The sequence below is a fragment of the Candidatus Zixiibacteriota bacterium genome (assembly GCA_040756055.1).
Lineage (GTDB): Bacteria > Zixibacteria > MSB-5A5 > GN15 > FEB-12.
This window is the reverse complement of the sequence record JBFLZR010000006.1, coordinates 1-22142: the sequence shown is the minus strand read 5'-3', so window position 1 is coordinate 22142 and position 22142 is coordinate 1. Positions and strand designations below refer to the sequence as shown.

21 protein-coding genes, 1 tRNA gene and 1 other RNA gene are annotated in these 22142 nt (G+C 53.1%); 16 read left to right on the top strand and 7 right to left on the bottom strand.

What is annotated here, in order from left to right; all coding sequences use genetic code 11:
* Positions 1-25: 25 nt before the first annotated feature.
* Complete coding sequence (locus AB1483_11620) at positions 26-1018, top strand: hypothetical protein (GenBank protein MEW6413097.1); 993 nt, start codon at positions 26-28, stop codon at positions 1016-1018.
* Positions 1019-1109: 91 nt separating this feature from the next.
* The gene (locus tag AB1483_11615; protein MEW6413096.1) at positions 1110-2336 is read left to right on the top strand and encodes a 4Fe-4S binding protein; all 1227 of its coding nucleotides are present in this window, start codon (positions 1110-1112) and stop codon (positions 2334-2336) included.
* Here AB1483_11615 and AB1483_11610 read toward each other — a convergent pair whose 3' ends face one another.
* Complete coding sequence (locus AB1483_11610) at positions 2337-2543, bottom strand: hypothetical protein (protein ID MEW6413095.1); 207 nt, start codon at positions 2541-2543, stop codon at positions 2337-2339.
* 311 nt (positions 2544-2854) lie between these two features.
* Between AB1483_11610 and AB1483_11605 the strand changes: the two genes are divergently transcribed.
* Complete coding sequence (locus AB1483_11605) at positions 2855-3355, top strand: PTS sugar transporter subunit IIA (GenBank protein MEW6413094.1); 501 nt, start codon at positions 2855-2857, stop codon at positions 3353-3355.
* A 39-nt stretch (positions 3356-3394) separates the two neighbouring features.
* Here AB1483_11605 and AB1483_11600 read toward each other — a convergent pair whose 3' ends face one another.
* Positions 3395-3817 (bottom strand): NlpC/P60 family protein, encoded by a 423-nt coding sequence (locus AB1483_11600; GenBank protein MEW6413093.1) that lies wholly within the window; start codon positions 3815-3817, stop codon positions 3395-3397.
* Between the two features lie 162 nt (positions 3818-3979).
* Between AB1483_11600 and AB1483_11595 the strand changes: the two genes are divergently transcribed.
* From AB1483_11595 to AB1483_11580, 4 genes are all read left to right on the top strand, one after another.
* Entirely contained in the window at positions 3980-4615 is a 636-nt protein-coding gene (locus AB1483_11595; GenBank protein MEW6413092.1) for a hypothetical protein, read from the top strand.
* 108 nt (positions 4616-4723) lie between these two features.
* Complete coding sequence (locus tag AB1483_11590) at positions 4724-5392, top strand: hypothetical protein (GenBank protein MEW6413091.1); 669 nt, start codon at positions 4724-4726, stop codon at positions 5390-5392.
* A gap of 70 nt (positions 5393-5462) precedes the next feature.
* Positions 5463-6077: a hypothetical protein gene (locus AB1483_11585; protein MEW6413090.1), complete on the top strand. Its 615-nt coding sequence runs from the start codon at positions 5463-5465 to the stop codon at positions 6075-6077.
* Positions 6078-6087: 10 nt separating this feature from the next.
* Positions 6088-6696, top strand: coding sequence for a hypothetical protein (locus AB1483_11580; GenBank protein ID MEW6413089.1), 609 nt, complete (start codon positions 6088-6090; stop codon positions 6694-6696).
* 107 nt (positions 6697-6803) lie between these two features.
* Here AB1483_11580 and AB1483_11575 read toward each other — a convergent pair whose 3' ends face one another.
* Both AB1483_11575 and AB1483_11570 read right to left on the bottom strand, forming a co-directional pair.
* Positions 6804-7679, bottom strand: a complete 876-nt coding sequence (locus tag AB1483_11575; protein ID MEW6413088.1) for a DMT family transporter — start codon at positions 7677-7679, stop codon at positions 6804-6806.
* Positions 7679-8569: a DMT family transporter gene (locus AB1483_11570; protein MEW6413087.1), complete on the bottom strand. Its 891-nt coding sequence runs from the start codon at positions 8567-8569 to the stop codon at positions 7679-7681. Before AB1483_11570 ends, AB1483_11575 begins: the two co-directional genes overlap by 1 nt.
* Positions 8570-8715: 146 nt before the next feature.
* Between AB1483_11570 and AB1483_11565 the strand changes: the two genes are divergently transcribed.
* The 4 genes from AB1483_11565 (at position 8716) to AB1483_11550 (ending at position 13288) form a co-directional block, all read left to right on the top strand.
* Complete coding sequence (locus tag AB1483_11565; GenBank protein MEW6413086.1) at positions 8716-9177, top strand: hypothetical protein; 462 nt, start codon at positions 8716-8718, stop codon at positions 9175-9177.
* A gap of 214 nt (positions 9178-9391) precedes the next feature.
* Positions 9392-10873 (top strand): S8 family serine peptidase, encoded by a 1482-nt coding sequence (locus tag AB1483_11560; GenBank protein ID MEW6413085.1) that lies wholly within the window; start codon positions 9392-9394, stop codon positions 10871-10873.
* Positions 10874-11241: 368 nt separating this feature from the next.
* Positions 11242-11706: a hypothetical protein gene (locus AB1483_11555; protein MEW6413084.1), complete on the top strand. Its 465-nt coding sequence runs from the start codon at positions 11242-11244 to the stop codon at positions 11704-11706.
* Between the two features lie 703 nt (positions 11707-12409).
* A complete protein-coding gene (locus AB1483_11550; GenBank protein ID MEW6413083.1) occupies positions 12410-13288 on the top strand; it encodes a DMT family transporter in 879 nt (292 codons plus the stop codon).
* 304 nt (positions 13289-13592) lie between these two features.
* On the opposite strand, the gene ffs is transcribed toward AB1483_11550, so the two are convergent.
* Both ffs and AB1483_11540 read right to left on the bottom strand, forming a co-directional pair.
* Positions 13593-13857, bottom strand: an RNA gene (gene ffs, locus AB1483_11545) — signal recognition particle sRNA large type.
* 115 nt (positions 13858-13972) lie between these two features.
* A tRNA-Ala gene (locus AB1483_11540) sits at positions 13973-14045 on the bottom strand.
* A gap of 177 nt (positions 14046-14222) precedes the next feature.
* On the opposite strand from AB1483_11540, the gene AB1483_11535 reads away from it, so the two are divergent.
* The 4 genes from AB1483_11535 (at position 14223) to recR (ending at position 17786) form a co-directional block, all read left to right on the top strand.
* The gene (locus AB1483_11535; protein MEW6413082.1) at positions 14223-15050 is read left to right on the top strand and encodes a Fic family protein; all 828 of its coding nucleotides are present in this window, start codon (positions 14223-14225) and stop codon (positions 15048-15050) included.
* 100 nt (positions 15051-15150) lie between these two features.
* Positions 15151-16815 (top strand): DNA polymerase III subunit gamma/tau, encoded by a 1665-nt coding sequence (gene dnaX / locus AB1483_11530; GenBank protein MEW6413081.1) that lies wholly within the window; start codon positions 15151-15153, stop codon positions 16813-16815.
* Between the two features lie 30 nt (positions 16816-16845).
* Positions 16846-17172 (top strand): YbaB/EbfC family nucleoid-associated protein, encoded by a 327-nt coding sequence (locus AB1483_11525; GenBank protein ID MEW6413080.1) that lies wholly within the window; start codon positions 16846-16848, stop codon positions 17170-17172.
* A 14-nt stretch (positions 17173-17186) separates the two neighbouring features.
* Positions 17187-17786 (top strand): recombination mediator RecR, encoded by a 600-nt coding sequence (recR, locus tag AB1483_11520; GenBank protein MEW6413079.1) that lies wholly within the window; start codon positions 17187-17189, stop codon positions 17784-17786.
* A 370-nt stretch (positions 17787-18156) separates the two neighbouring features.
* Here the strand turns inward: recR and AB1483_11515 are convergent, their stop codons facing one another.
* On the bottom strand, positions 18157-19947 hold the full coding sequence (locus AB1483_11515; GenBank protein ID MEW6413078.1) for a PAS domain S-box protein: 1791 nt from the start codon (positions 19945-19947) through the stop codon (positions 18157-18159).
* 970 nt (positions 19948-20917) lie between these two features.
* Here AB1483_11515 and AB1483_11510 point away from each other — a divergent pair.
* Complete coding sequence (locus AB1483_11510; protein ID MEW6413077.1) at positions 20918-21928, top strand: SpoIIE family protein phosphatase; 1011 nt, start codon at positions 20918-20920, stop codon at positions 21926-21928.
* The last annotated feature ends 214 nt before the right edge of the window (positions 21929-22142 follow it).

Below are 22142 nucleotides of genomic sequence, written 5' to 3'. Positions count from 1 at the left end.
TAAGACTAAAACGCGGGAGGATGAAATGCCTGAAACACATGATACCGTCCTGATAGGTCGAAACCCCGTGTTTCCCAATTCGCCCAATGGCGGGCCAGTGCGGGTCTCCCGTCTCAGGGGAGAGGTTTCGACAATCCGAAAGTCATTGATACTTCTCTTAGCAACGCTTCTGTCATTCTCCACCACTTACGCATCCGACAACAAATGGGAGATTGAGATCGCCTTGGACAAACAGGAATATGTACTTTATGAGCCAGTGTGGCTTGATGTTACTCTAACAAATATTGCATTGGATACGATAAGAACCTACGGAGTAAGTGCGCCCAATCATCGCCAGTTTCACATTTTGTTAACTGACAGCGATGGCAAACAAATGAAACACACTGGCTTGAAATTCTCCTTTGCGGGAGGTCCCGGCGACCTTTTGCTGGACGCTGGTGAATCGGATTATGACAGTTTTAATCTCCTAGAACTATTTAGATCGATGGAATTGAACACTGGCTACGTTGTGCTACCTAACCGGTTTCCGTTTATCCCGGAGGGAACCTATTCTGTAGTGATTGAGTTTGAAAGTGAACTTTCTAACGTATTGACATTCAGTATCGTTGCGCCACACGGGCAGGAGGAAGAAGTCCTAAGGAAGATTGAGCAGGCTAGTCGTGGCTGGTCAAAAAACGATACCGACCGGTCGTCTCAGATATTCGGACAAATCGAGAGTGAATACCCAAACAGTCCTTTCACTGAAAAATGTTACTATCTCTCTAGAGTATATTCTAAAAGTGTTTGGGAAGGGATGAGAGGTGGCTCCCATGACATACGAGTCTTAAATCGTGAGATGTTGTCAAAATTCCCCAACTCTGGGTATGTAAAGAGTCGGTTATGGTCAGTGACACGCGAAATGACTGAAGACGAGGAAATCGAGCTATATACCAGATTGATTGCCGAGCATCCTGATACAAGGTGCTCCAAGATAGCCGGTTTGTTGAAAAAGAGATTGTTAGCTAAGCGGGAGGACTAATATGCGTGCAATAACCCCCCCAATTTTTTGAACAATTTCCCGCCGTCACCGGTTTAACCCAATAAGTGAAACCACACAACCGGAACCGACATTGAAAACAAAACCTTATCTGACCGCAATCGGCATCATAGCTGCCGCAGTACTTTTCTCCACCCTATCCGTAAACCTCTGGGGAGACAAACCCGAAAAGATCGAAACACACCAAATCATAATCGACTCCCCCGATTCCTCCCCGGCAGCCATTGCTAAAGCGAACAATATCCCCCTCAAGCCCGTTCTCATGGCGCTCAAAATCGACAGCACCCACGCCGCCACAACAACACTGACCGAACTCAACCTGACCACCGAACAAGCCGCCGCCGCGATCGGCAAAATGATGATCAAATACTCCGAAGAACAATCCAAGAACTGGATGAAGATCTTCATAAAATTCCTGATGTGGTTTATTGTCCTGCCGATCCCGTTCGTGCTGATGTTGAAAAGAAAACTCACCCCGCGCAAACGAAAAATCCTGCTCGCCTCGGGCTTCGTCATCTTCGGCATCGTGCTCGGCTCGGACCCCAGCCCGATGGGCACGGTCAAAGATGCTGTCTATCTTATCGCCGCCCACGAAACCGTGTTCTGGCCCCGTATAGTCGCCCTGGGAATTTTCCTGCTGACAGTTGTGCTCGCCAACAAATTTATCTGCTCGTGGGGATGTCAATTCGGGCTGCTTCAGGATTTCCTCTTCCGACTCGGTCGAAACAAAGTCGACCGCAAAGGCATCATCAAACAATACAAACCACCCTTCTGGCTCTCCAACGGCGTGCGCATCACGGTCTTCGTGGCGTTTACTCTGATTGGCGTTTTGTGGGCGTTTGATTTTATAGGCGCTATCGACCCGTTCAAAATCTTCAACCCCACCGCCATGACCGCCGCCGGCATCATTTTCGTCGCTATCGTGCTGGTCGCCGCGCTGTTCGTCTACCGCCCGTGGTGCCACTTTGCCTGTCCGTTCGGACTGGTATCATGGTTTTTTGAGAAACTGGCTATTTTCAATATCAAAGTCGACTACACCAAATGCACCGCCTGCCAGGCCTGCAACGCCGCCTGCCCATCGACCGTCATGGATGCCATCCTCAAGAAAGACAAAACCATCCCGGACTGCTTCGCCTGCGGCATCTGTATCGAATCGTGCCCCACCGATGCTGTCTCGCTTACGGCGCGACATCACGCCCGCTTCGACATCACCGACCCGCAAAACGCCGACATCGCCGCCAGACTTCGCGCCCCGGCAAAAGCACGTTCAACACCTCAATCTTCCGACGTCACAACCTAACTACGCTGTTGTGTCAGGTCTTGATTTCTGCTTGCAGAAATTGTGACCTGATTCGTGGGCGGCAGATGTCCTCACCTGCCCCACACAACGGTAGGTCGAAATCCCCTGCCCGTCAGGGTCTCCGCATAGCGGAGAGGTTTCGACACTCCCTGCGGCCAGTTCCGGCAGGTCCTGTAAATGCGCTTCGTGGGCGGCAGATGTCCTCATCTGCCCCACACAACGGTAGGTTAAACTTGGGTACCCCACCGTCTTGTCCCGCCAGGGTACACGGGTGCCCCACAACTTGAGGCTTGTTGAATAACCCTTACGCCGTTGTGTCAGGTCTTGATTTCTGCTTGCAGAAATTGTGACCTGACACATAAACTCAAGAGCGGCACAAACGCCAGATCACATAAGTCTGCTACGCGGATTGTGAGACCTGCCGGTCTACCACTTTTTCAACAACCCCGTTGACAACCGCCTCATTCTATACGTATAATGGCCTTAATTTGTAACACCTTGTTACCGATACATTTACTATGAATTTGTCGCGATATTTCAGAGAAGACCTCGTTAAGCTGGAAATGACCACCGAGATCGAGCCTCTCGGCGAAGAGGAATCGGTCGATAAGTGGCGCCAGCGGGGTAAAGAAGCGATCATTGAAGAACTCGTGTCGTTGCTTGAAGTCGGCAACCGTATCGGCAATCGCAACAAACTTCTGCTGGATTTTATCAATCGCGAAAAGAAAGCCACCACCGCTATCGGTCACGGTGTGGCCTTCCCGCACATTCGCTCGATGCAGGCCAAAGACTTCATGATAGCTTTCGCGCGGTCAACCGAGGGGTATGATTTCGATGCCCCCGACCACAGCCTGTCGCACCTGTTTTTCGTGATGGCGGCCCCGCCCTATGATGACAACCTCTACCTGAAAGTCTTCAAGTCGCTCGCCGAGATGCTTCAATACGAATCGTTCCGCGAGGAGCTCATGTCGCTGCAAAGCCCCGGCGAACTTATCCGCGCCCTCCGCACCATGGAATGAGCCGCCTTGCGGCGTTTATCTGACATATCCCGGAAGATCTCAGAATAAATCGACGATCTTCATCTTTTTCGCGTCAAAACGTATCGGCCTGATTTTCACGAAGGCATTGTCACGCCACGCACTGCCGACATCTTTCGTACTCGAACTACCTCCCGATGCTCCAATCTGAAAATGCTCATCCAGACAAATCGTCACGTGAACCGCTCTCCCCCGCTCGTTCAGATAGAACAGCAGCCCTCCCTTTACCGGTCGTTCGACGATTTTATCTTCGAAAAGCTTCAGCAGTCCGTCAGCGGAGTAATCATCCCTCTCGCCGACCAGACCTGCCGATTTCAAGCACTCGATAACGTATCCTGAACAGTCGAACCCCGATGGGTCATCGCCGCCCCACACATACGGTGTCCCCAGATACGTCATCGCTATCCTGAGAAACCACATCTTGCCATTGACTTTCTTTTCCATGACAAAGGGCCGAACGAGAGTCACTTCCTCAGGTCTTGTAGCGAAACTGCTCAGTTGGCTTGTAGCGTTGGCACGAGATTCAAAACATTGACAAATCGTTCCGGTTTCGTTATAATTTGACCAGTCAATCATTATATCACGCCATCAAAATGGGAGGTTTCTTTGTTGACAAAGTGTATAATCGTGCTCGCGGTTATTACTCTCGTTCTGTCATCCAATGCCTTCGCCCAGGGCGAGTTCCTGCGCAAGGGCGAAAGCTGTTTAGGTGGCGGGCCAATAACCACATTCGCAACCAGCCCTACCGGCACCGGACTGACCGCCGGAATCTCCATTATAGGGAGCTTCGACCTGGCTTTCAGCTATATCGGTGCCGATGAATCGGGAGACGAATATTCTGCCATGATAGCCATACACTCCAAACGGCAAATGGGAAAGCACCTCACCGGCTTCGCTGTTAACGTTGGATACGATGTTGTCAAACTCGAAGAGTCATCCTGGAGCTATTCTACTCGCACCTATCACTTCCTCATAGCCGGCGTAACGGGGTACGACAATATGTACCCACATCCGGACATTCAGGTAAGTATCGGCGGAACTTTCGCGTTCTTGTACAATAGCGACAATGGTGTCACCGATCACTTCAAAAGTGTCGAGTCTAACGTCAGCCTGAGTCTCACCACAATCTTCGGCTGTCGCGGTAACCTGAGGCCGTATCTAATGATTGGAGGCACGCAGGGGAGTCTTTCGGGAAGCGATATTAACGGGGTTGCCGGGCTCGGCCTACTGGCGGTATTATAAAAGGCCACTCAGCTTCGCCTCTTGCGCCCAAACATTGACAATTCCTTCTGTTATTAGTATACTCTGAATCGTCAATCATTATATCACGCCATTTAACGGGAGGTCTCTTTGTTAATTAAGCGTATAATCGTACTCACAATTATCACTCTCGTTCTGTCATCCACCGCCTTCGCTCAGGGCGAGTTCCTGCACCCCGGCGAAAGCGGCTTATTTGCTTTACACAATTGGGGTTTTTCAGAAAGATTGGCCCTTAACGAGACACCGATTTCGTCTTTCGAAGGCCAGGAAAGCTGGTCAGTTACTGCCGGCTTCAGTTACAAAGGCATCACTGAGATCAGTCTTTCTTACAGAGATAGAGACTACATCCAGGTGAAAGACTACCGGGCGACTTTTACCTACTACTTGAAGAGTCAAAAGGCGTGGGGAATGGCTGGGGCGGGATTGATGGCGGGATATTCCAGTGCAGAAACGGCTAATCCCACACCGTACAATTCCCTCTACTGGGATCGCAATGATCTCGTTCTCGGTGTTACAATCTTCTCAAATTACCAAGCGAGAAACATTTTCGCGATGCAGTTAATTCTGTCCGGTGTAATTCTCACCGCGTTGGAGTCCAGGCCGGACGGAGCAATAGCCGAGATGCGAGGTCGCTTTAGAATTGCCCTCCTGCCGAAAGAACCGATCCGACCATTCTTCGCGGTCGGGATCGGTTTCGAAGACAAAGGAGGAACGGACACCTACGGGACAATTGAAGCCGGAGTACTGACGGCATTTTGAACAGACTCCTCAGCAAGGAACATGAATTCTGACTCAAGAAACCTAATAAGAGAAAATTCACGAGGTCCAAATGAAAAATATCACCCGCGTCTTTCTCACGCTGACAGTCGCTATTCTGTCATCCAATGCCTTCGCCCAGGGCGAGTTCCTGCGCCCCGGGGAAAGCGGCCTCGGTTTACGCGGGATTTTGTCCAATGGAGATTACGTGGACAGAGCGGGCGTGAGTATTGGCGCGACAATAAGTCGATTCGCGGATCTGTGCTATTCCTATTCTAACAATAGCGACTTTGAGCAGAGGAGTCACACCGGGACAATCACGTTCTACCTGAGGCACGGCACTGACCGAAGTTTATTTGGAGTCGGTCTGACAGGCGGCTTTCAATCAATCGAACATAGCCGATACCATTACGGCGCGCTAAATTCTTTTCTGATTGGTATTGCTGCGTTTAAGAACTTCTACATTTCAGAGCAGGTACTTCTGCAGCCGTCGCTCTCGAGTCTCTTCGCGTTCCGGACCGATAACGCCTCTGACGGAGTACAAGGAAACATTGGCGGAAAACTGGCTGTCTGTCTGTTTCACAACAAGAGACTCCGCCCGTTCGTAAACATCGGCATCGACCTCCCCGATAGCTGGTCCACCGATTACTATACAACCTTAGGCGCCGGTCTGGTCGCCGTGATTTGAGGAGGGATATATGTTTCGCAAAATAATCTTCTTCGCCGTGATCACCGCAGCCCTGTTTTCGACCGATGTAACCGCCCAAAGCGAGTACCTTCGCGACGGTGAACACGGAATCGGGCTTGCCGGCTCGCTTATGTTCGGGCGCGACGTGGGCGGCGGCGGGGGGACTATTGGCTATAGAATTGCCGGAAATTTGGATTTCTCCGCCTCCATCGCCCATAACACCGATGCCAATACCAAATCATACTCAACCGCCTTCACCTACCACATCAAGCAAGGTAACAAAAGGAATGTATTCGGCGTTGCCGTGCTTGCAGGCTTTACCGCCGCCGAGCATACAGTCCACTATGGGAGACAGAATTTTTTTCTGGTCGGACTTGCGGTGTACGACAACCTTTATGTCTCCTCCCAATTTGTGGTGCAGCCTTATTTGTCTCATACCTTTGGTGTCCTCACTGGTCACGCCTGGGAGAGAACGCAGGCAAGCATGGACCTGGGTTTGACTTTTGGCTTCGCTCAAAGAGAAGAAATCCGGCCTTTTCTGGGCGTTGCTGGGGTAATCCCTGATAACGGAACCAACGTCTTTGTTACTGCGGGTGGAGGACTTGTCTTAGTCTGGTAAGAATGAGTAACCAGTCATTATATTACAGTACAAAATAAGAGGATTCCATATCCATCAAGCGCATAATCGTGCTCGCGATCTCGTAATCCGGGCCGGTGTTTTATAAATCAGCCAATGACCTTCGTCCGCGTCTGCGCCAGATAAACCCCGCCAAGCACCAGCATCCCACCCACCGCCGTGAAAACACCAAATGGCTCACCCAAATAAGGCACCGCCAATGCCGTCGTCGCCAGCGGCTCCAGATACAAAAAAATGCCCGCCCGCGATGCTCCCAGACTGGATACCCCCTCCTGCCAGAACCAGTGCGCTATCGCCAACGATAACACCCCCAGAAACAAAAGTGCCAGCACCGCCTCAAAGGGCAGATGAAGAAATTTGTCCCAGTCCGATGTAAACAGCATGTAGGTCACAAGTATCACCGCCGATGGAAGAAGTATCGATGATGTCACCGCCAGCGGATCGTACTTACGCGAAAGATCACGTGTCGCCACCGTGTAAAGCGCCCACGTGTGCGCCGAGGCCAGCACCAGCCAGTCCCCTACCGAACTCAACCAGCTCAAGTCGGTAATGTCGCCCCGCGACACCAGAAGCAAAATCCCGGCCGTCGCCACCGCTATACCGGCAATCTCTTTATATCCGATCTTCTCCCTGAGAATCAGGTACGACATCACCGCCAGCACCAGCGGCGTGATAGAAATGATCCAGCCGGTGTTCGTAGCTGTCGTGTACTTTATTCCCGTAATCTGAATCAAAAAGTGCGCGGTTATTATCGCGGCGCCCAAAAGCACCTGCCAGCGATGCCGCGGGCTGAAACTAAACTTGACCTTTCGAGCGAACACCACCACGAACAGAACCGGAAGCCCCACGATAAACCGAAGCCCCATAAGTTCGACGGGATTGACATAGCTCAAGAGAATCTTGGTCGCCACGAACGACCACCCCCAGAATATCACCGCCAGAAGTAAATATACCCGCACCAGCATTACACATCATGCTCCCGTAAACGAACCCTGCCGAATCTCTCCGAAACATAAACGCCGATACTGATGAGAATCGCTCCCACCACAAGCCATATCGTAATCGCCTCACCGATAAGAACCCATGCCCCGATCATCGTGATCAACGGCTCGATGTATAGATAAACGCCGACCTCGGCGGCTGTCTGACGGGCCAATCCCTCCGACCACAACCAGAACGCCACCGCCAGACAAAAAATGCCCAGAAAGAAAAGACTTATTACCGTGTCATCCTGAAGATGCATAAACTTCTGATATCCCGAAGTAACGAGCGTCCACGGCACGAACACCAGCCCGGCAATAGCTGTCATCCAGAACGTCGCCACCAGCGGATTCACCTTTCTGGTGATATCGCGGGTCCCGATGGTATATATGGCCCACGTTACACACGAACCGAGTACGATTAAATCCCCACGCGAATGTATCCACGCCAGATTGGAAGGATCCCCGTTGTATGTCAGAAAGATCACCCCGGAGCAGGCGACAGCCAATCCCAGCCATTGATACAAACTGAATTTCTCGTTAAGGAATATCCAGCCCAGAATAGCGATAAATATCGGCGCCGTCGTCAGTATCCAGGCTGTGTTCGAAGCCGATGTTTCCTTCATACCGGTCGCCATCACCCAGAAATGCAAAAACACCATAAACGACGCGAACAGAAGTTTCCCGCGCATCGCCACGGGCCATATTCGAAGACCCTTGAATCGCAATATGAGATACAACGTTGGAGCCGCCAGCAGAAATCTGACCGATATCATCTCAACCGGCTCGAGTTCCTCCAGAACCACCTTGATAGCGATATAAGATATCCCCCAGAATACCACCGGGATAATCAGAAACCACGATGACCTGCGCATAATGAGGGGAATTAATGCTTAAACTAATGTACTTACAAGCGGTTTGTTCACAGCCGTCTCCCCAACGACTGAAGACAAAAGCATTTGAGTTTTCCAGTTATGTTCGTGATATTGCAAAAAACGATAACTCGCACAGGAGGACAACAATGGACCTGTACCTTATCAGACATATGCTGGCCACCCTGGCCTTCCGTACCCAGCACGCTCTACGCGGCGCCCCTGACAACTATCCCGACTTCAAAGCCGGTAACGATACCTTGACACCCACGCAGATAATAAATCACATGGCCGACATCGCTGTCGCTTCCGGTGAATACTACCGCGGCCGCAAGTATGAGTTGCCCGAACCGGTCCCCTACCGGCAGGCTATCGAAAGATTCCATACCGGCCTGACTGACCTCGATCGCACTCTCGCCGAATCGAAACAGCCCGATGATGCCCTTATCCTGCAGTTTTATCAGGGCCCCTGGCTGGATATGATGACTCACGTCGGCCAACTCATGATGCTTCGTCGGCTGGCAGGCTCTCCCGTGAAGACCGAACCCTACTACAAATCAGACATCAAGGTCGGTCACCTCGGCCCCGACCAGCCTCTTGAAACAGCTTGAAAACGGGCTGACAGACAACAACAATAGGTATACCTATCCGATTTGCCCACTCTCACACGCCGCCTCCAACAAAAAACCGCATAATCCGTATCTTTTTTGTCAACTATGGCTGATTGCTTGTTCGTAATGTCTTAGTAAAAAACGACGCTGGGAAACCCCACACTAAACAGGCGGTTCTCCAAACCGCCAATGTATCACTAAAAAGGAGGCTTGAATGAATCGCTACACAATTTCAACCGGAAAATTTGGACTCTCATCGAGACAAATTACAGGTTTGAAAAGCTTGGTAGCAATCCTCTCTGTCGCCGCGATGCTGATATTCGCAGGTTGTAGCGATGCCGACCTTCCCGTCACCGGTGGTGCTTCACAGGACCTCGGTATGGCTAACAGCGGGAATGGCGTCCTCGGTATCAACGTGCTGCTTAACACAGCCGTGACCGACGAAATCCTTGCCGACCTTGGCAATTATGGCAAGGTCCGGGACATAATGTACAAAGTGAACGCAGTAACTATGCAGGCCAAGGCGGATCAACTCGGAACCATCCAGGCCCTGCCTTATGTAGCGGTCGCGAACCCCGATGCCGAACGCGAAGGAAAGCCGGTTGACCTCGTCAGCGCCACCGATTTCCTCGGCGGAATCAGCACCTGGGATCAGGACGCGATAAATGTGACAGTGCAGCCGTTTAGCTCGGCTCGCGATGTAACCTACACCGGTAACGGCGTCTTTGTCGCCATCCTCGACACCGGATTGCTCGACTCATGGCGCAAGTATTTCCCGCAGGAACGCATAGCTGTTGAATACGCCAAATCGTTTGGTGGTGGCGGTGGCGAAGTCGGCAATGTTTCCGAACAGCCTAACAAATGGGAGCATGATCAGAACTCTCATGGCACACACGTGACAAGCACAGTAATCGGTTACAGCCTGAGAGGCACTGCGATTAACGGCGCCGCTCCTATGGCTACGATTATTCCGGTTAAAGTTCTAAACCAGAATGGCTCCGGATGGTCATCGGTCATCGCCCGCGGTATCGAGTACATCGGCGACCTCAAAGCGGGCCCGCTGGCTGACTACCCGGTGGTAATCAACATGAGCCTCGGCGGACCGGTCCTTGACGCTGTCGAGCAGGCCGCCATCGACTATGCCATCGCCCAAGGGGTCATCATTGTCGCCTCTGCCGGCAATCGCGGTCTCATGGGCATGGGCTACCCCGGCGCCTACGAACCGGTAATCTCATCGGCCGCCTCCGGATGGCTCGGCGAATGGCAGCCTTTCCCGAACGGCGGATGGTGGTATAACCTCGATGTAGCCGAGCCCACCAACCCGGCCAACTTCTACATCACCGACTTCTCCAGCCGCGAACTCGCCGGCCAGGACCTCGACATAGCCGCCCCCGGCTCGTGGGTCGTCGGACCCTATCAGGTCAACAGCGGCAACAGCATGTCTTACTACTTCCTGGGCGGTACCTCCATGGCCAGCCCGCACGTCGCCGGTGTCGTAGCTCTGATGTGCGAAAAGAACCCCTTCCTGACCGCGGCACAGGCTGAGTCAATTCTTGAATCGACCGCCATTCCGCTTCCTCCGGGAAGTCTCGATGTACAGGGGCCGAGTGGCGCGCTTGAGACATTTACCTGGGGTACCGATGCTACCGGCGCGGGTCTGCTTGATGCAGCCGCGGCGCTGTCAGCTACCCCGTAACAAAGAATTCCACTCCAATCACAGGAGAGCCCGCTCACAAGGCGGGCTTTCTTGTTTGTGCCGCACCACACGGTACCCCGTTAATCGGATGAATCCCCCTACAATGAACCTCAAGGTACATCAAACTGATTTTATCAGGTTTTTCGGTAAGTAGCTAAGCACCTACAATACAACCAATTACCTAACGCCTGCCTAACTTTGGCACACCAGTTGTTATAGGCAATGGCATAGAGCAAGTGGCACCTTAGCAACTGTTAACGTTAAGCACAAGGAGGATGCGTTATTACCTGACGACTCGAACGACTCTCACTTTACGACTCTCCTACGACGACTACTCTAATGAAATCTGAAAACTGGAGGAATGGGAAATGAAAACGACACTTAAAACACTAATCGCTCTGACATCTGTTATATGTCTCACCATCTTTGCCACACCGAACATTACCTACGCTCAGACCATGACGATCGCCCCCTTTAAGATCGTCCTTAACCAGCAGGGCAATACTGAGTCCGTTCAGGCGGTTGTCCCTATGACTCTCGAGTCCGGCTATCTGTTCTCGAGTTGCGAGGCCACGCTGTATATCGGCGGGGTGATGATTGCCGAGAACTATGACGCCAAGTACTGCTACATTGATGACAACCTGCTCATCTACTTCGACCGAGTCGGCGTAATCGGCGACGAAGCGCTCGCTGACATGGCCAATACCATCCAGACCGCCACCGTGGAGGGGACTCTCATGATGGTCAACACCGATGGTGACATGATCAGCCGCGGATTCTCTGCTTATGACGATGTCGAGATAGTCGACCCCGAAAAGACCGTCAATAAGTAGCATCCTGACATCGGCGGACAACCCGCCGTCTACTTATCCATACATCCCCCATCGGGCCTCACGCCTTCAGGCGCGGGGCCCGACGGCTTTGCATTGCCAGTTCCGTCAGCTTCGGTCGCCCGACGAAGTCGGCGATGTAAACTGACGGCAAAAAAGATCACCACTCACATCGGGTGGCATGTTCAAACTTGTTCGGATATGACCCCGTGCGCGGTCCCGCGCTTGGTTGTATACTCATCTGCCCGTGCCCAACGCTCCCTCACCCGTTCCGTCAGTTCCTGTCGCCGGACGAAGTCGGCGATGTAAACTGGCGGCAAAAAAGATCACCACTCACATCGGGTGATATGTTCAAACTTGTTTGGACATGACCCCAGATAGGTCGAAATCCCCTGTTTCCTAATCCGCCATCGGCGGGCCCGTCAGGGTTTCCGCCACCGGCGGAGAGGTTTCGACAACTGGTGCGCGATCCCGCGCTTCGCTGGATCTTGGTCTGCCTGTGCCCAACGCTCCCTCACCCGTTCCGTCAGTTCCTGTCGCCCGACGAAGTCGGCGATGTGAACTGACGGCAAACAAAATCACCACTCGCATCGGGTGGCATGTTCAAACTTGTTTGGACATGACCACCCGCCCCGGCGGCGTGTGACCCGACGGTTACGCAAAACCACATATTGACAACCGACTCCCTTTTCATCTAATTGGCCGGATGTCTACCCCTCGCAACAATACTCTCGCCCATATCGGCCTGTTCTATTCCGCCGCCATTTGGGGATCCACTTTTTTCATCGTCAAAGATGTCCTCTCCGATATCGACCCCGTGATCCTCGTCGCCTACCGCTTCCTGATAGCCGGAGCTATTCTACTGGGCTATCTGCTCGCTACACGACGACCCATATTTGCCGGCATTAAGCGCGCCGCCTTCCTCGCGATTATTCTGTTCCTGCTATATATTCCTCAGACTGTCGGCCTCAAATACACCACCGCCTCTAACTCCGGTTTCATCACGGGACTGTTCGTGGCATTCGTACCGATATTTCTCAAAACGATCTTCAAGCGCAGCCCGACCGTCATGGAAGTCATCGCCTCAATCGTCTCGCTTATCGGCTTATGGGTGCTGACAGGCGGGATGCGCGATATAAACATCGGAGATATGCTCACCCTGATGGCCGCCGTGACTTATGCCCTCCACGTTCTTTATAGCGACAAGTACATGAAACAGGGCATGGATCCGTTCATCCTTACCTGCCAGCAGATGCTCATTATCGGGATTCTTAGCATTGTCGCCGGCGCTGCTTTGAACCTTCCCTTTACTGTCGGATCATCGAAAGCCTGGTGGATAATCATATTCCTGGCCCTCTTGCCCACGATGTCGGCCTTTGTGATACAGGTCCTTGCGCAGAGAATCGTCTCGCCCGTGCGGGTATCTCTGGTATTTGCTCTTGAGCCTGTATTTGCCGGAATATTCGCCTGGACTCTGGGAGGTGAGACGGTTGTAATGCACCGCGCCTTCGGCGGCCTCTTGATATTTTCCGCCCTCATCCTCTCCGGCCTACCAACACCGGGACGAAAACCTCAGACACTGTAGGGCGGGTCCGTCTTCGAACCCGCCATTCCAGCGCGTCACGGGTGGCATGTTCAAACTTGTTTGGACATGACCACCAACTCGTTCCGTCGGGTCTTGCGCCGCCCCGGTGGCGTGTGACCCGACGGTCACGCAAAACCGCATTCCGCGCCCGGCCCCGCGCTTCGCGGGATCTTCATCTGCCCGTGCCCATCGCTCTCCCCACCCGTTCCGTCAGTTCCTGCCGCCCCACGAAATCGGCGATGTGAACTGACAGCTTGAGACAATCAAAAAAGCCCCTCCGCCTTTCAACAGAAGGGCCTTATTTGTGTGCACCCACCTCCGAACCGCTGCCGAGAAACCCTCCGGCCAGCCGGCTCCGGCCGGGCAACCCCGCAACACACAAGAGGATCTACTTACCGCTGCTACCTTCCGGTCCTGACGGGGTTCATAGGCTCATGTTGTACGGGACCCAACCATCAACGCTGCTTAACCATCGAAATTAAACGACCGCTAAGCCCTCGGGTGGGAATTCGACCCCGGTATAGCGGGTTCCGGGTTACAGGGCACCGCTAACTCCCCATCTAGCACAGACATAGTCTGATTTGCCGGGGAAGCGTCTCAAGCAGCCGCCAGGCTTGGCAGCCGCAGCGAAACTCTATCCCACAAACGGTTAAGCCGCCTCCGTGAAGGCGGCTGATATCTTTATGGAGCAGATCGGGATCGAACCGACGACCTCCACGTTGCGAACGTGGCGCTCTCCCAGCTGAGCTACTGCCCCAGTAATCTCCTCTTTCGGCCTCCAAAAATAATAAAGCCCGTCTTCTCTTACAAGCTGTTTCTGCATCAATTTCCAACACCGCCCCCAAATCCGGCCCGCGAAAAAAACCCATCCGCAGATGAACCTTACGAAAAAACTCTCGTATACAAAACGATACAGGCAAAGGGAACTCAGGTCGTGGATAAAGCTTTCAAACTTCGAACCAGAGATCATTATTTCGACATAAAAGAAAGACTCGAGGCTCATCTGGGAGCCAAAGATGAAGTCTTCAGAGCGTTGCGCACCGCCAGCGTTGTTAATTCGTCGGCTCTCGATGATCCATCGGTTGACCCCGTCTTTCTCTATCTCGCCCTTGACCGACTGCCCGAACGTCGATGGGAACGAATCGCGCCCGATTACGGTCGGGCTATGTGCGAAGTAACCGCTCTGTACAACATTACCGGGCGCATCGAAGAACTCGCTCTGGCCAAACACTCTTTGGCAGTCCCTCTGATTCTCCAGCTCCATCGCACCCTGTTTGAAAGGACGCGCTATAGCGATGCCGGCAAGTTTCGCGCCGGTGACGATATCGAGCCGATGACCGAATGCCCGCTTCCCCATCACTCTAAACTACCGGAACTGTTCGAACACCACCTGACCTGGTTGATCAATCGATTGAGAATTTTCGGCATCGCCACCAAAGATAATTTCATGGAAATGTTCCACATTGCCGCCGAAGCTCACTACCGGATCGCCACCACCCTGCCATTCGAATGCGGCAATGGACGAGTCGCGCGGCTCATAGGCGACTATGTCCTCATCTACACCGGCCTTCAATACGCCCTTATTTTGTCCCATGACCGCGAGGAATATCTCGATGCTGTCCGAAGCTCCGCCATCGATAGCCTGACGCCGCTGGTGAACTACCTGATAACCGCTTTCGAGGCAACGCTGAAAAGACTCGATGGTTTCGTCGCCCTCACCGAGAGCGCGAAACAGGAAGTCTACCGCAACAACCTTTCTTAAACCTTGCCGATGGCGGTCAATTTCCGCTTACCATCACATATTGATCTTTGCCTGAAAATATCGTTCCCACAGGCACTCGTTTTTCGTATATTAGCCACCTATGAGCTATCTCGTTTTCGCCCGAAAATACCGACCGCAAAACTTTGAAGATATTGTCGCGCAGGAACATGTAACCAAAACCCTGCAAAACAGTATCAAAAACGACCGGATCGGTTCAGCCTATCTTTTTTGCGGCCCGCGCGGTACCGGTAAAACTTCCACCGCCCGCATTCTGGCCAAAGCGGTCAACTGCGTTAATGGCCCGACTCCTCAGCCATGCGGCGAATGCTCTGCCTGCCAGGAAATCACCCGCGGTTCATCGCTCGATGTTCTCGAAATCGACGCCGCCTCGAATACGGGTGTCGATGATATCCGACGTCTGCGCGAAAATGTCCGCCACTCCCCAGCCGGAGGGAAAAAGCTCATATATGTCATCGATGAAGTCCACCGTCTTTCCGGACCGGCCTTCGATGCCCTGCTTAAGACACTCGAAGAACCACCTCCGCACGCCATGTTCATCCTGGCCACTACCGAACCGTTCAAAGTGCCGGAGACAATCCTCTCCCGCACCCAGCGCTTCGACTTCAAACGCGTTTCAGTAAAAGAGCTGGCCAATCACCTGACCAATATCGCCCGGGCCGAGAAGATGAAAATTACCGATGGCGCCCTGCGCCTGATTGCCCGCAAGGCTGATGGCTCCGTGCGCGACTCGCTGTCATTGCTCGACCAGATTGCCGCCTTCACGACTGACAGCATCACCGAAGAGCACGTTATCCAGGCCCTTGGGCTGGTCGACCGAAGGTTCCTGTTCGATTTTACCGCCGCCATCGCTTCGAGAGAAAGCAAAACTGCGCTCCGCCTGATAAAAACGATCTTCGACAGCGGCGTTGACCCCAAAGATTTCGTGGCCGAACTCCTCGAACACTTCCGCGTCCTCCTCGTACTGATCACCGACAAAGAATCCGGCGACCTGCTGGCGTTCGGCGAAGAAGAACTGAGCGATTACTCCGAACAGGCAGCCTGCTTCACTGTGGGCGACATCATTCGCCTCATGAAAACCATGGCCGACTTAAACTCCGACCTCAAAGACAGCGGTCTCGATGGACGTCTGCTTCTCGAAATGACGGCGGTCAAAATGGCCGAGATGGAATCCACCGTGAAATTCGAGGAAGTCCTTCAGGCGATCCAGCAATCACCCGCCAATACCGGCGGCGACCTGTTCGGCCAGCCCGAAAAAAAAAAGAGTGAATCCCTGAGCACTCCGGTCACTCTCGTAAGAAACCAGCCCGAAGAAAAACCCGCTCCGCCACCTATCCACGATCGCGCTGTCAATATCCTCATGCTTCGCTCCGGCTGGGACAATTTTCTGGATATCCTCAAAGCCAAACGGCCCATGCTGGCCTCACAGCTGGGGATGGTCCAGCTTCGCGAAATCAAAGAAAACAGAGTGCTGGCGGTCTTTCCGTCATCGGGTGAAAATTCCAAAGTAATAGTTGAAAAACCGGACAATATAAAATTTATTACCGACCTGTTGCGCGAGCATTTCAAGGCCAATCTCAGCCTCAGACTGGAAATAGACCACAGCCTGAAAGCTCCCGCACAAACGGAGAAACAAAACAACGGTTCGGCTGTTGATGTAAAAAAGCTGGTCGAGAGCTCGCCGCGAATCCGTATGCTCATTGAGAAAGTCAACGGCGAGGTGATCGGCGTCAAAAAACCCAAATGACAACGGTTGAGTAATTCAAAGGAGATTGCAATGTCTAAAGGCGGACTGGGAAATATGATGAAGCAGTTCCAGCAGATGCAGGCCAAGATGGAAGAAATCCAGGCTGAACTGGAACGAACCGAAGTCGAGGGAACCTCCGGCGGCGGTATGGTCAAAATCACCATCAATGGCAAAATGGACATCACCGGCGTCAATATCGACCCCGAGGTCGTCGATCCCGATGATGTCGAGATGCTTCAGGACCTGATTCTCGCGGCCGTCAAACAGGCCAAAGAAAAAGCCCAGGAGCTTCAAGCGGAAAAAATGTCGGCTCTCACCGGCGGTCTGAATATCCCCGGCATGAACCTACCTTTCTGAGGTAATGTGTGACCATGTTTAAATCGGCAGGATCCGTAGAGCGTTTGGCCAATCGATTGGCGCGGCTGCCCGGTATCGGGCGGAAATCCGCCGCGCGACTGGCCTTTCATATTCTCAAACTCTCCAAAGAAGAAGCTTTCGAATTGGCCGACACCATTCGCGAGGTCAAAGAGAAAGTCGGCTTCTGCTCGGTCTGCAACAACATCTCCGAGACCGACCCCTGCCAGATTTGCGATGATCCCAAACGCCAGCGCAATGTCATCTGCGTTGTCGAAGAGACCGCCGATGCTGCCGCGATTGATAAAGCCGAGGGTTTCAGAGGCCTCTTTCACATTCTCGGGGGAAGGCTCTCGCCGCTCGACGGTATCGGGCCGGATGATCTGAAAATAGCCGAGCTGTTAAACCGGCTGCACTCCGGCGAGGTCGAGGAACTGATTATCGCCACCAATCCCAATGTCGAGGGGGAGGCTACCGCTATTTACCTGTCAAAGCTGATCAAACCGATGGGCATCAGGGTGACGCGCATCGCCCGCGGCTTGCCGGTCGGATCGGATCTTGAGTTCGCCGACTCGATCACGCTCACCCGCGCCCTCGAGGGCCGCCAGGATTTTTAGCAGGCAATCGCTATATTTCTCGTGGATAGATCGGGAGAGGACCAATCGCAATAAAAGTGTGGTCGGGATCTCGATACGTGTCAAAGATGTCTGTCAAAGATGTCGATCAAAGATGTCTATTCGAAGTTGTCGAACCAACGATGTCAATCCAAGATGTCAGCCCAAGTTGTCAGTCCAAGATGTCAGTCAAAGATGTCAATCAAAGATGTCGTTCAACAGCCACAATGAAGTGGCCTGTGCTCGTGACCACAGTTGCGGCATCGAGATCCCGTTGTCAAGCGAGATGTATGTCCGCGACCACACGCAATAAATCGGTAATTTTGAACGACTTAGCAATCCGCAAAAAGTGCGTATAAAATGCGTATACCCGTTATGAAATCCAGGGTCGGGACCTGAGGTAAGTAGTTAGATTGACCTGGCTGCGTTTTATCTGAAGTTTGTCTCGAATCGACTCTCTATGTTTCTGAACCGTGTCCAGCGATATCCCGAGCACTTCGGCTATCTCCTTAGATGACAACCCGTTACGAATCATCTCGCAAATCTGAATCTCCCTTCCCGAAAGACGAGCCAGGTTGCGCTTGAAGACATCGATCTCCCTGGCAAGAATCGATTTGAGGATATCTTCAAGATGGTCGATATCTTTGGCCGGCAACTTGCCATCATGACTTCGCAATTTCGACACCACCGGCAGCAGAAGATTCTCGACTTTCATCGACAGCTCTTCGCGGAATTGATCCCGGTCTTTCTCGATATGCTCGAGAATCTCCTTCATGGCGATATTTTTCTGACTCAGGGCTTCGCTTTCCGCCTGAAGTCGCTCTTTGGCGCCGAGGACTTCCTGCTCGGCGCGGAGCCGCTGGAGTTCGGCCACGGCGCGAGAGGCGAAAATGGTGAGCAGAGACTCTGCCTGTTTGACCAATTCTTCGGTAATAGCATCGTGATGCATGATAGCTATGATCCCCATCACCTCCCCCTCGGCGGTGACTAACGGCGCGCCGAGATAGACTCGTATGTCAAGTTGCTTCAGCAGGTGCCCTTTCGGAAAAGACGACTGTACATCGCTGAAGCAAAACGGCAGCGCCTTTTTGACAATCTCGGCACACGGTGTCCCGGACAGAGCATAGGTGATATTCTCGCGGAACTCACCCCTGTCATAAAACGCCAGCGTATCGACACCCGTCTCGTCGCCACCGTGCAACTCCGCCACAAGCGCGCTGCTGACACCGAGGCCTTTGGCGAGATGTTCCACCAGTGACCTGAAAAACTCCTGTCCGGTTGTCAGCGAGGTTCCTTGCACCACCGACCGGAGCATGGTCTCCGCTCTCTTTCGCTCGGTGACATCTCGCACCACCGCCAGCAAATAGCTGTCGCCCGCGACCTGAAAGGAACTCAGCGAAACCTCGGCGTCGAACAATTCGCCGTTGATCCGCCGGTGTTTCCACGGGAAAAACTGCGGCCGACCGCTCAACGCCTCGTTGATAAGATACTCCGCTTTGGCCCGCGATGCCTGACCATCGGGCTGATACTCGGGAGAAAATTCCCACGGATGCAGTCCGATCATTTCCTCCCGCTTGTCATATCCGAACATCTCGACAGTCCGGCTGTTGCAGTCTATTATCTCCTCGCCCCGGAACACGAAAATAACATCGTTGGCGGCCTCGAAAACTTTTCGGTATTTCGCCTCACTCGACAGCAGTTCTCTTCGGGCGCGCCACTGCTCGGTAACATCGACACCGATGCTCAATACGCCCTCGGGCGCACGACCGGAATTATATATTATGCTGTTGCTCCATTTGATTATCTTTTCCTCGCCGGATTTCGTGATAATCGGATTTTCGTAATCGGTAATCGGCGCCTTGCCTATGACAACATCCCGGAAGATCTTTTCAACGCCGCCGCGAACTACGTCCGGAATGAACAACTCCATCCAGTTGCGACCGATAACCTCATCTTTGGTGTACCCGGTCAACTGTTCGGCCATTCTATTGAAGAGAGTTATATTGGCATCGAGGTCGAGCGTAAGGACTATCGCGTTGGCCGTCTCAATGAGATTTTCGTTGAATTCCTTGGCAGCCCTAAGCTCACGTTCCAGCCTACGATGGTCCGCCAAAGACCGCTCCAGCTGACCGACTTTTTCTTCAAGATGATTAGTCTTAGCCATCTTGTCCCTCATTAAATCGCCCGGACCTTATACGTACGAAGGTTACTGCTAACGAGCAGGATAGTATTTAAGGTTCCACAGGATGAAGGCAAGGTGTCTTGCAGCCGAGGATATTCTTATTGCCTTTCAGCCGCCCTCTACTCTCTCAAGAAACGGATTAACGCTCTACGTGTCAACTCAAAAATACCAGACCGCGCCTGTCTTCTTTTCGCAGCAACGCATTCTCCCGCAAAACCGATTAAACCTCCCCCCTCACCCCAACCCTCTCCCGGAGGGCGAGGGAGGAAGAGGCATGAGGTCGCGTTTGATTAGATCGCCGTCAGGTGACATCCCCGAAACTTTCGGGGACAGCACCTGACGGAACCCGTTAGATGCGATCGGCAAGGTCGCGTCATTCCGTTGAAAACTTCCGAGTCCGCCTGTGGCGGGACGGAATCCAGTCAGTCTTCGCAGGGAAGAATCCGAAGCGGTTCTGCCGACGGGTGGCAGGCTCAAACTTTGTTTGGGCCTGACCTGTTGTATCCGGACGGGTGGCAGGCTCAAACCTTGTTTGGGCCTGACCTGTAGGGGTTCAAAATTTTGAACCCCTACAACGACGGGTGACAAAATGCCCCGGTGCCCCATCCGCTTACGGTGGGAATAGGGTCCCCCATCCGCTTGCGGTGGGAATAGGGTGCCCCATAGCTTGCTATGGGATTCGTACCCGGTGAATCTTCCGATTCACCGGGTAGCACGTTTGATCAATCGAACGCCTACTGTGCCCCGCCTAACAGTTGGGCTAATCTCGAATTATCTCCCACCTGCCGCTGACGCTATAGGCGGGGTATCATCGTGCTGTCAGGTGTCCCCACCTGACAGTCTTCGCAGGGATAAACCCGACCCATTTTCTACTTTCTGAACTTAAACCTTATACTCCCCCGAACGTATGTATAATTGACGGCAATACGTGCCGGGTCCAGAAAGTGATTTTATGCAACTATCCGATTTCAGACATTTCCGCGATCTTCTCATAGAGCGCCGACAGAACCTGACTGACTGGCTCAATTCCGGCGCCGGTCTTCGCGACGAAGAAGCCGCCGCCGTCAGGCAACTCATGGGCCAGATAAAGGATGCCCTCGGGCGAATCGAGAGCGGCTCATTCGGCAAGTGCGACATTTGCCACGATGGTATCGAGCCCGACCGTCTCGAAATCCAGCCGATCCGGCGCGTCTGCCTCGAGTGCATCAGCGAAGCCGAGAAGGCCGCCCTTGAAGAGGACCTCTTTCTGGCCAGCAAGATTCATCGCGCCCTGCTTCCGCAGCGCATCCCCGCGATCCCCCGTTTCGACCTGGCTGTCAAATCGCTTGCCGCGAGCGATATCGGCGGCGATTATTATGATTTTCTCGAAGGCCCCGATGGCAACACCATGCGGATTGTCATCGCCGATGCTATGGGACACGGCCTTCCCGCCGGACTGCTCATGTCGAATTTCCAGGGAGCACTGCGCGTCCTCTCCGCCGACATCGACTCCCCCGCCCCGCTGGTTACGCGCCTCAATCAATGGATCTGCCGCAATGTGCCGGTGACGAAGTTCGTGTCGATGGTCTGTTTGTGTCTTCATAAAACATCGGCCGACGAAACCCACATCACTTTTGCCAACGCCGGACATCCTCCCCCGATTGTATTTCGCGATGGTGGTTCGGTTGAGCTGCTCGAGGCCACCGGGACGGTGATGGGGGTGCACGAGGATTTCCGCTACGACGAGGGCAGCCTGAAGCTGCGCGCGGGGGATTATTTGGCGCTTTACACCGATGGTATCACCGAGGCGCAGAATGTGTCGGGCGAGGAGTTCGAGCAGGAGCGGATCGTGGAGTTTTTCCGCGACCGTGCCGGGCGACCGTTTGATGGTGTTGTCGATGATCTTCTTTTGAATGTTCTTGATTTCACCGGTGGCCGTCGGAACGCCGACGACATCACCGCCATCATCCTCCACCGCAAATAAATCCATCCAGACTTGGTCAATCGGACCGAGCCGTTCCCCCTCTCTCAGATTCTTTGTAGGTCAAAATCCCCTGTTTCCTAATCCGCCGGTACAAACCCAGAACATAGGTTACAGTTTAGACTCATGACATAGGTAACACTTATAATACGGTACAAATCAAGGAGGATTGGTTGTGCCGTGGAAAGAGAGCTGTGTCATGAACGAACGGATGAAG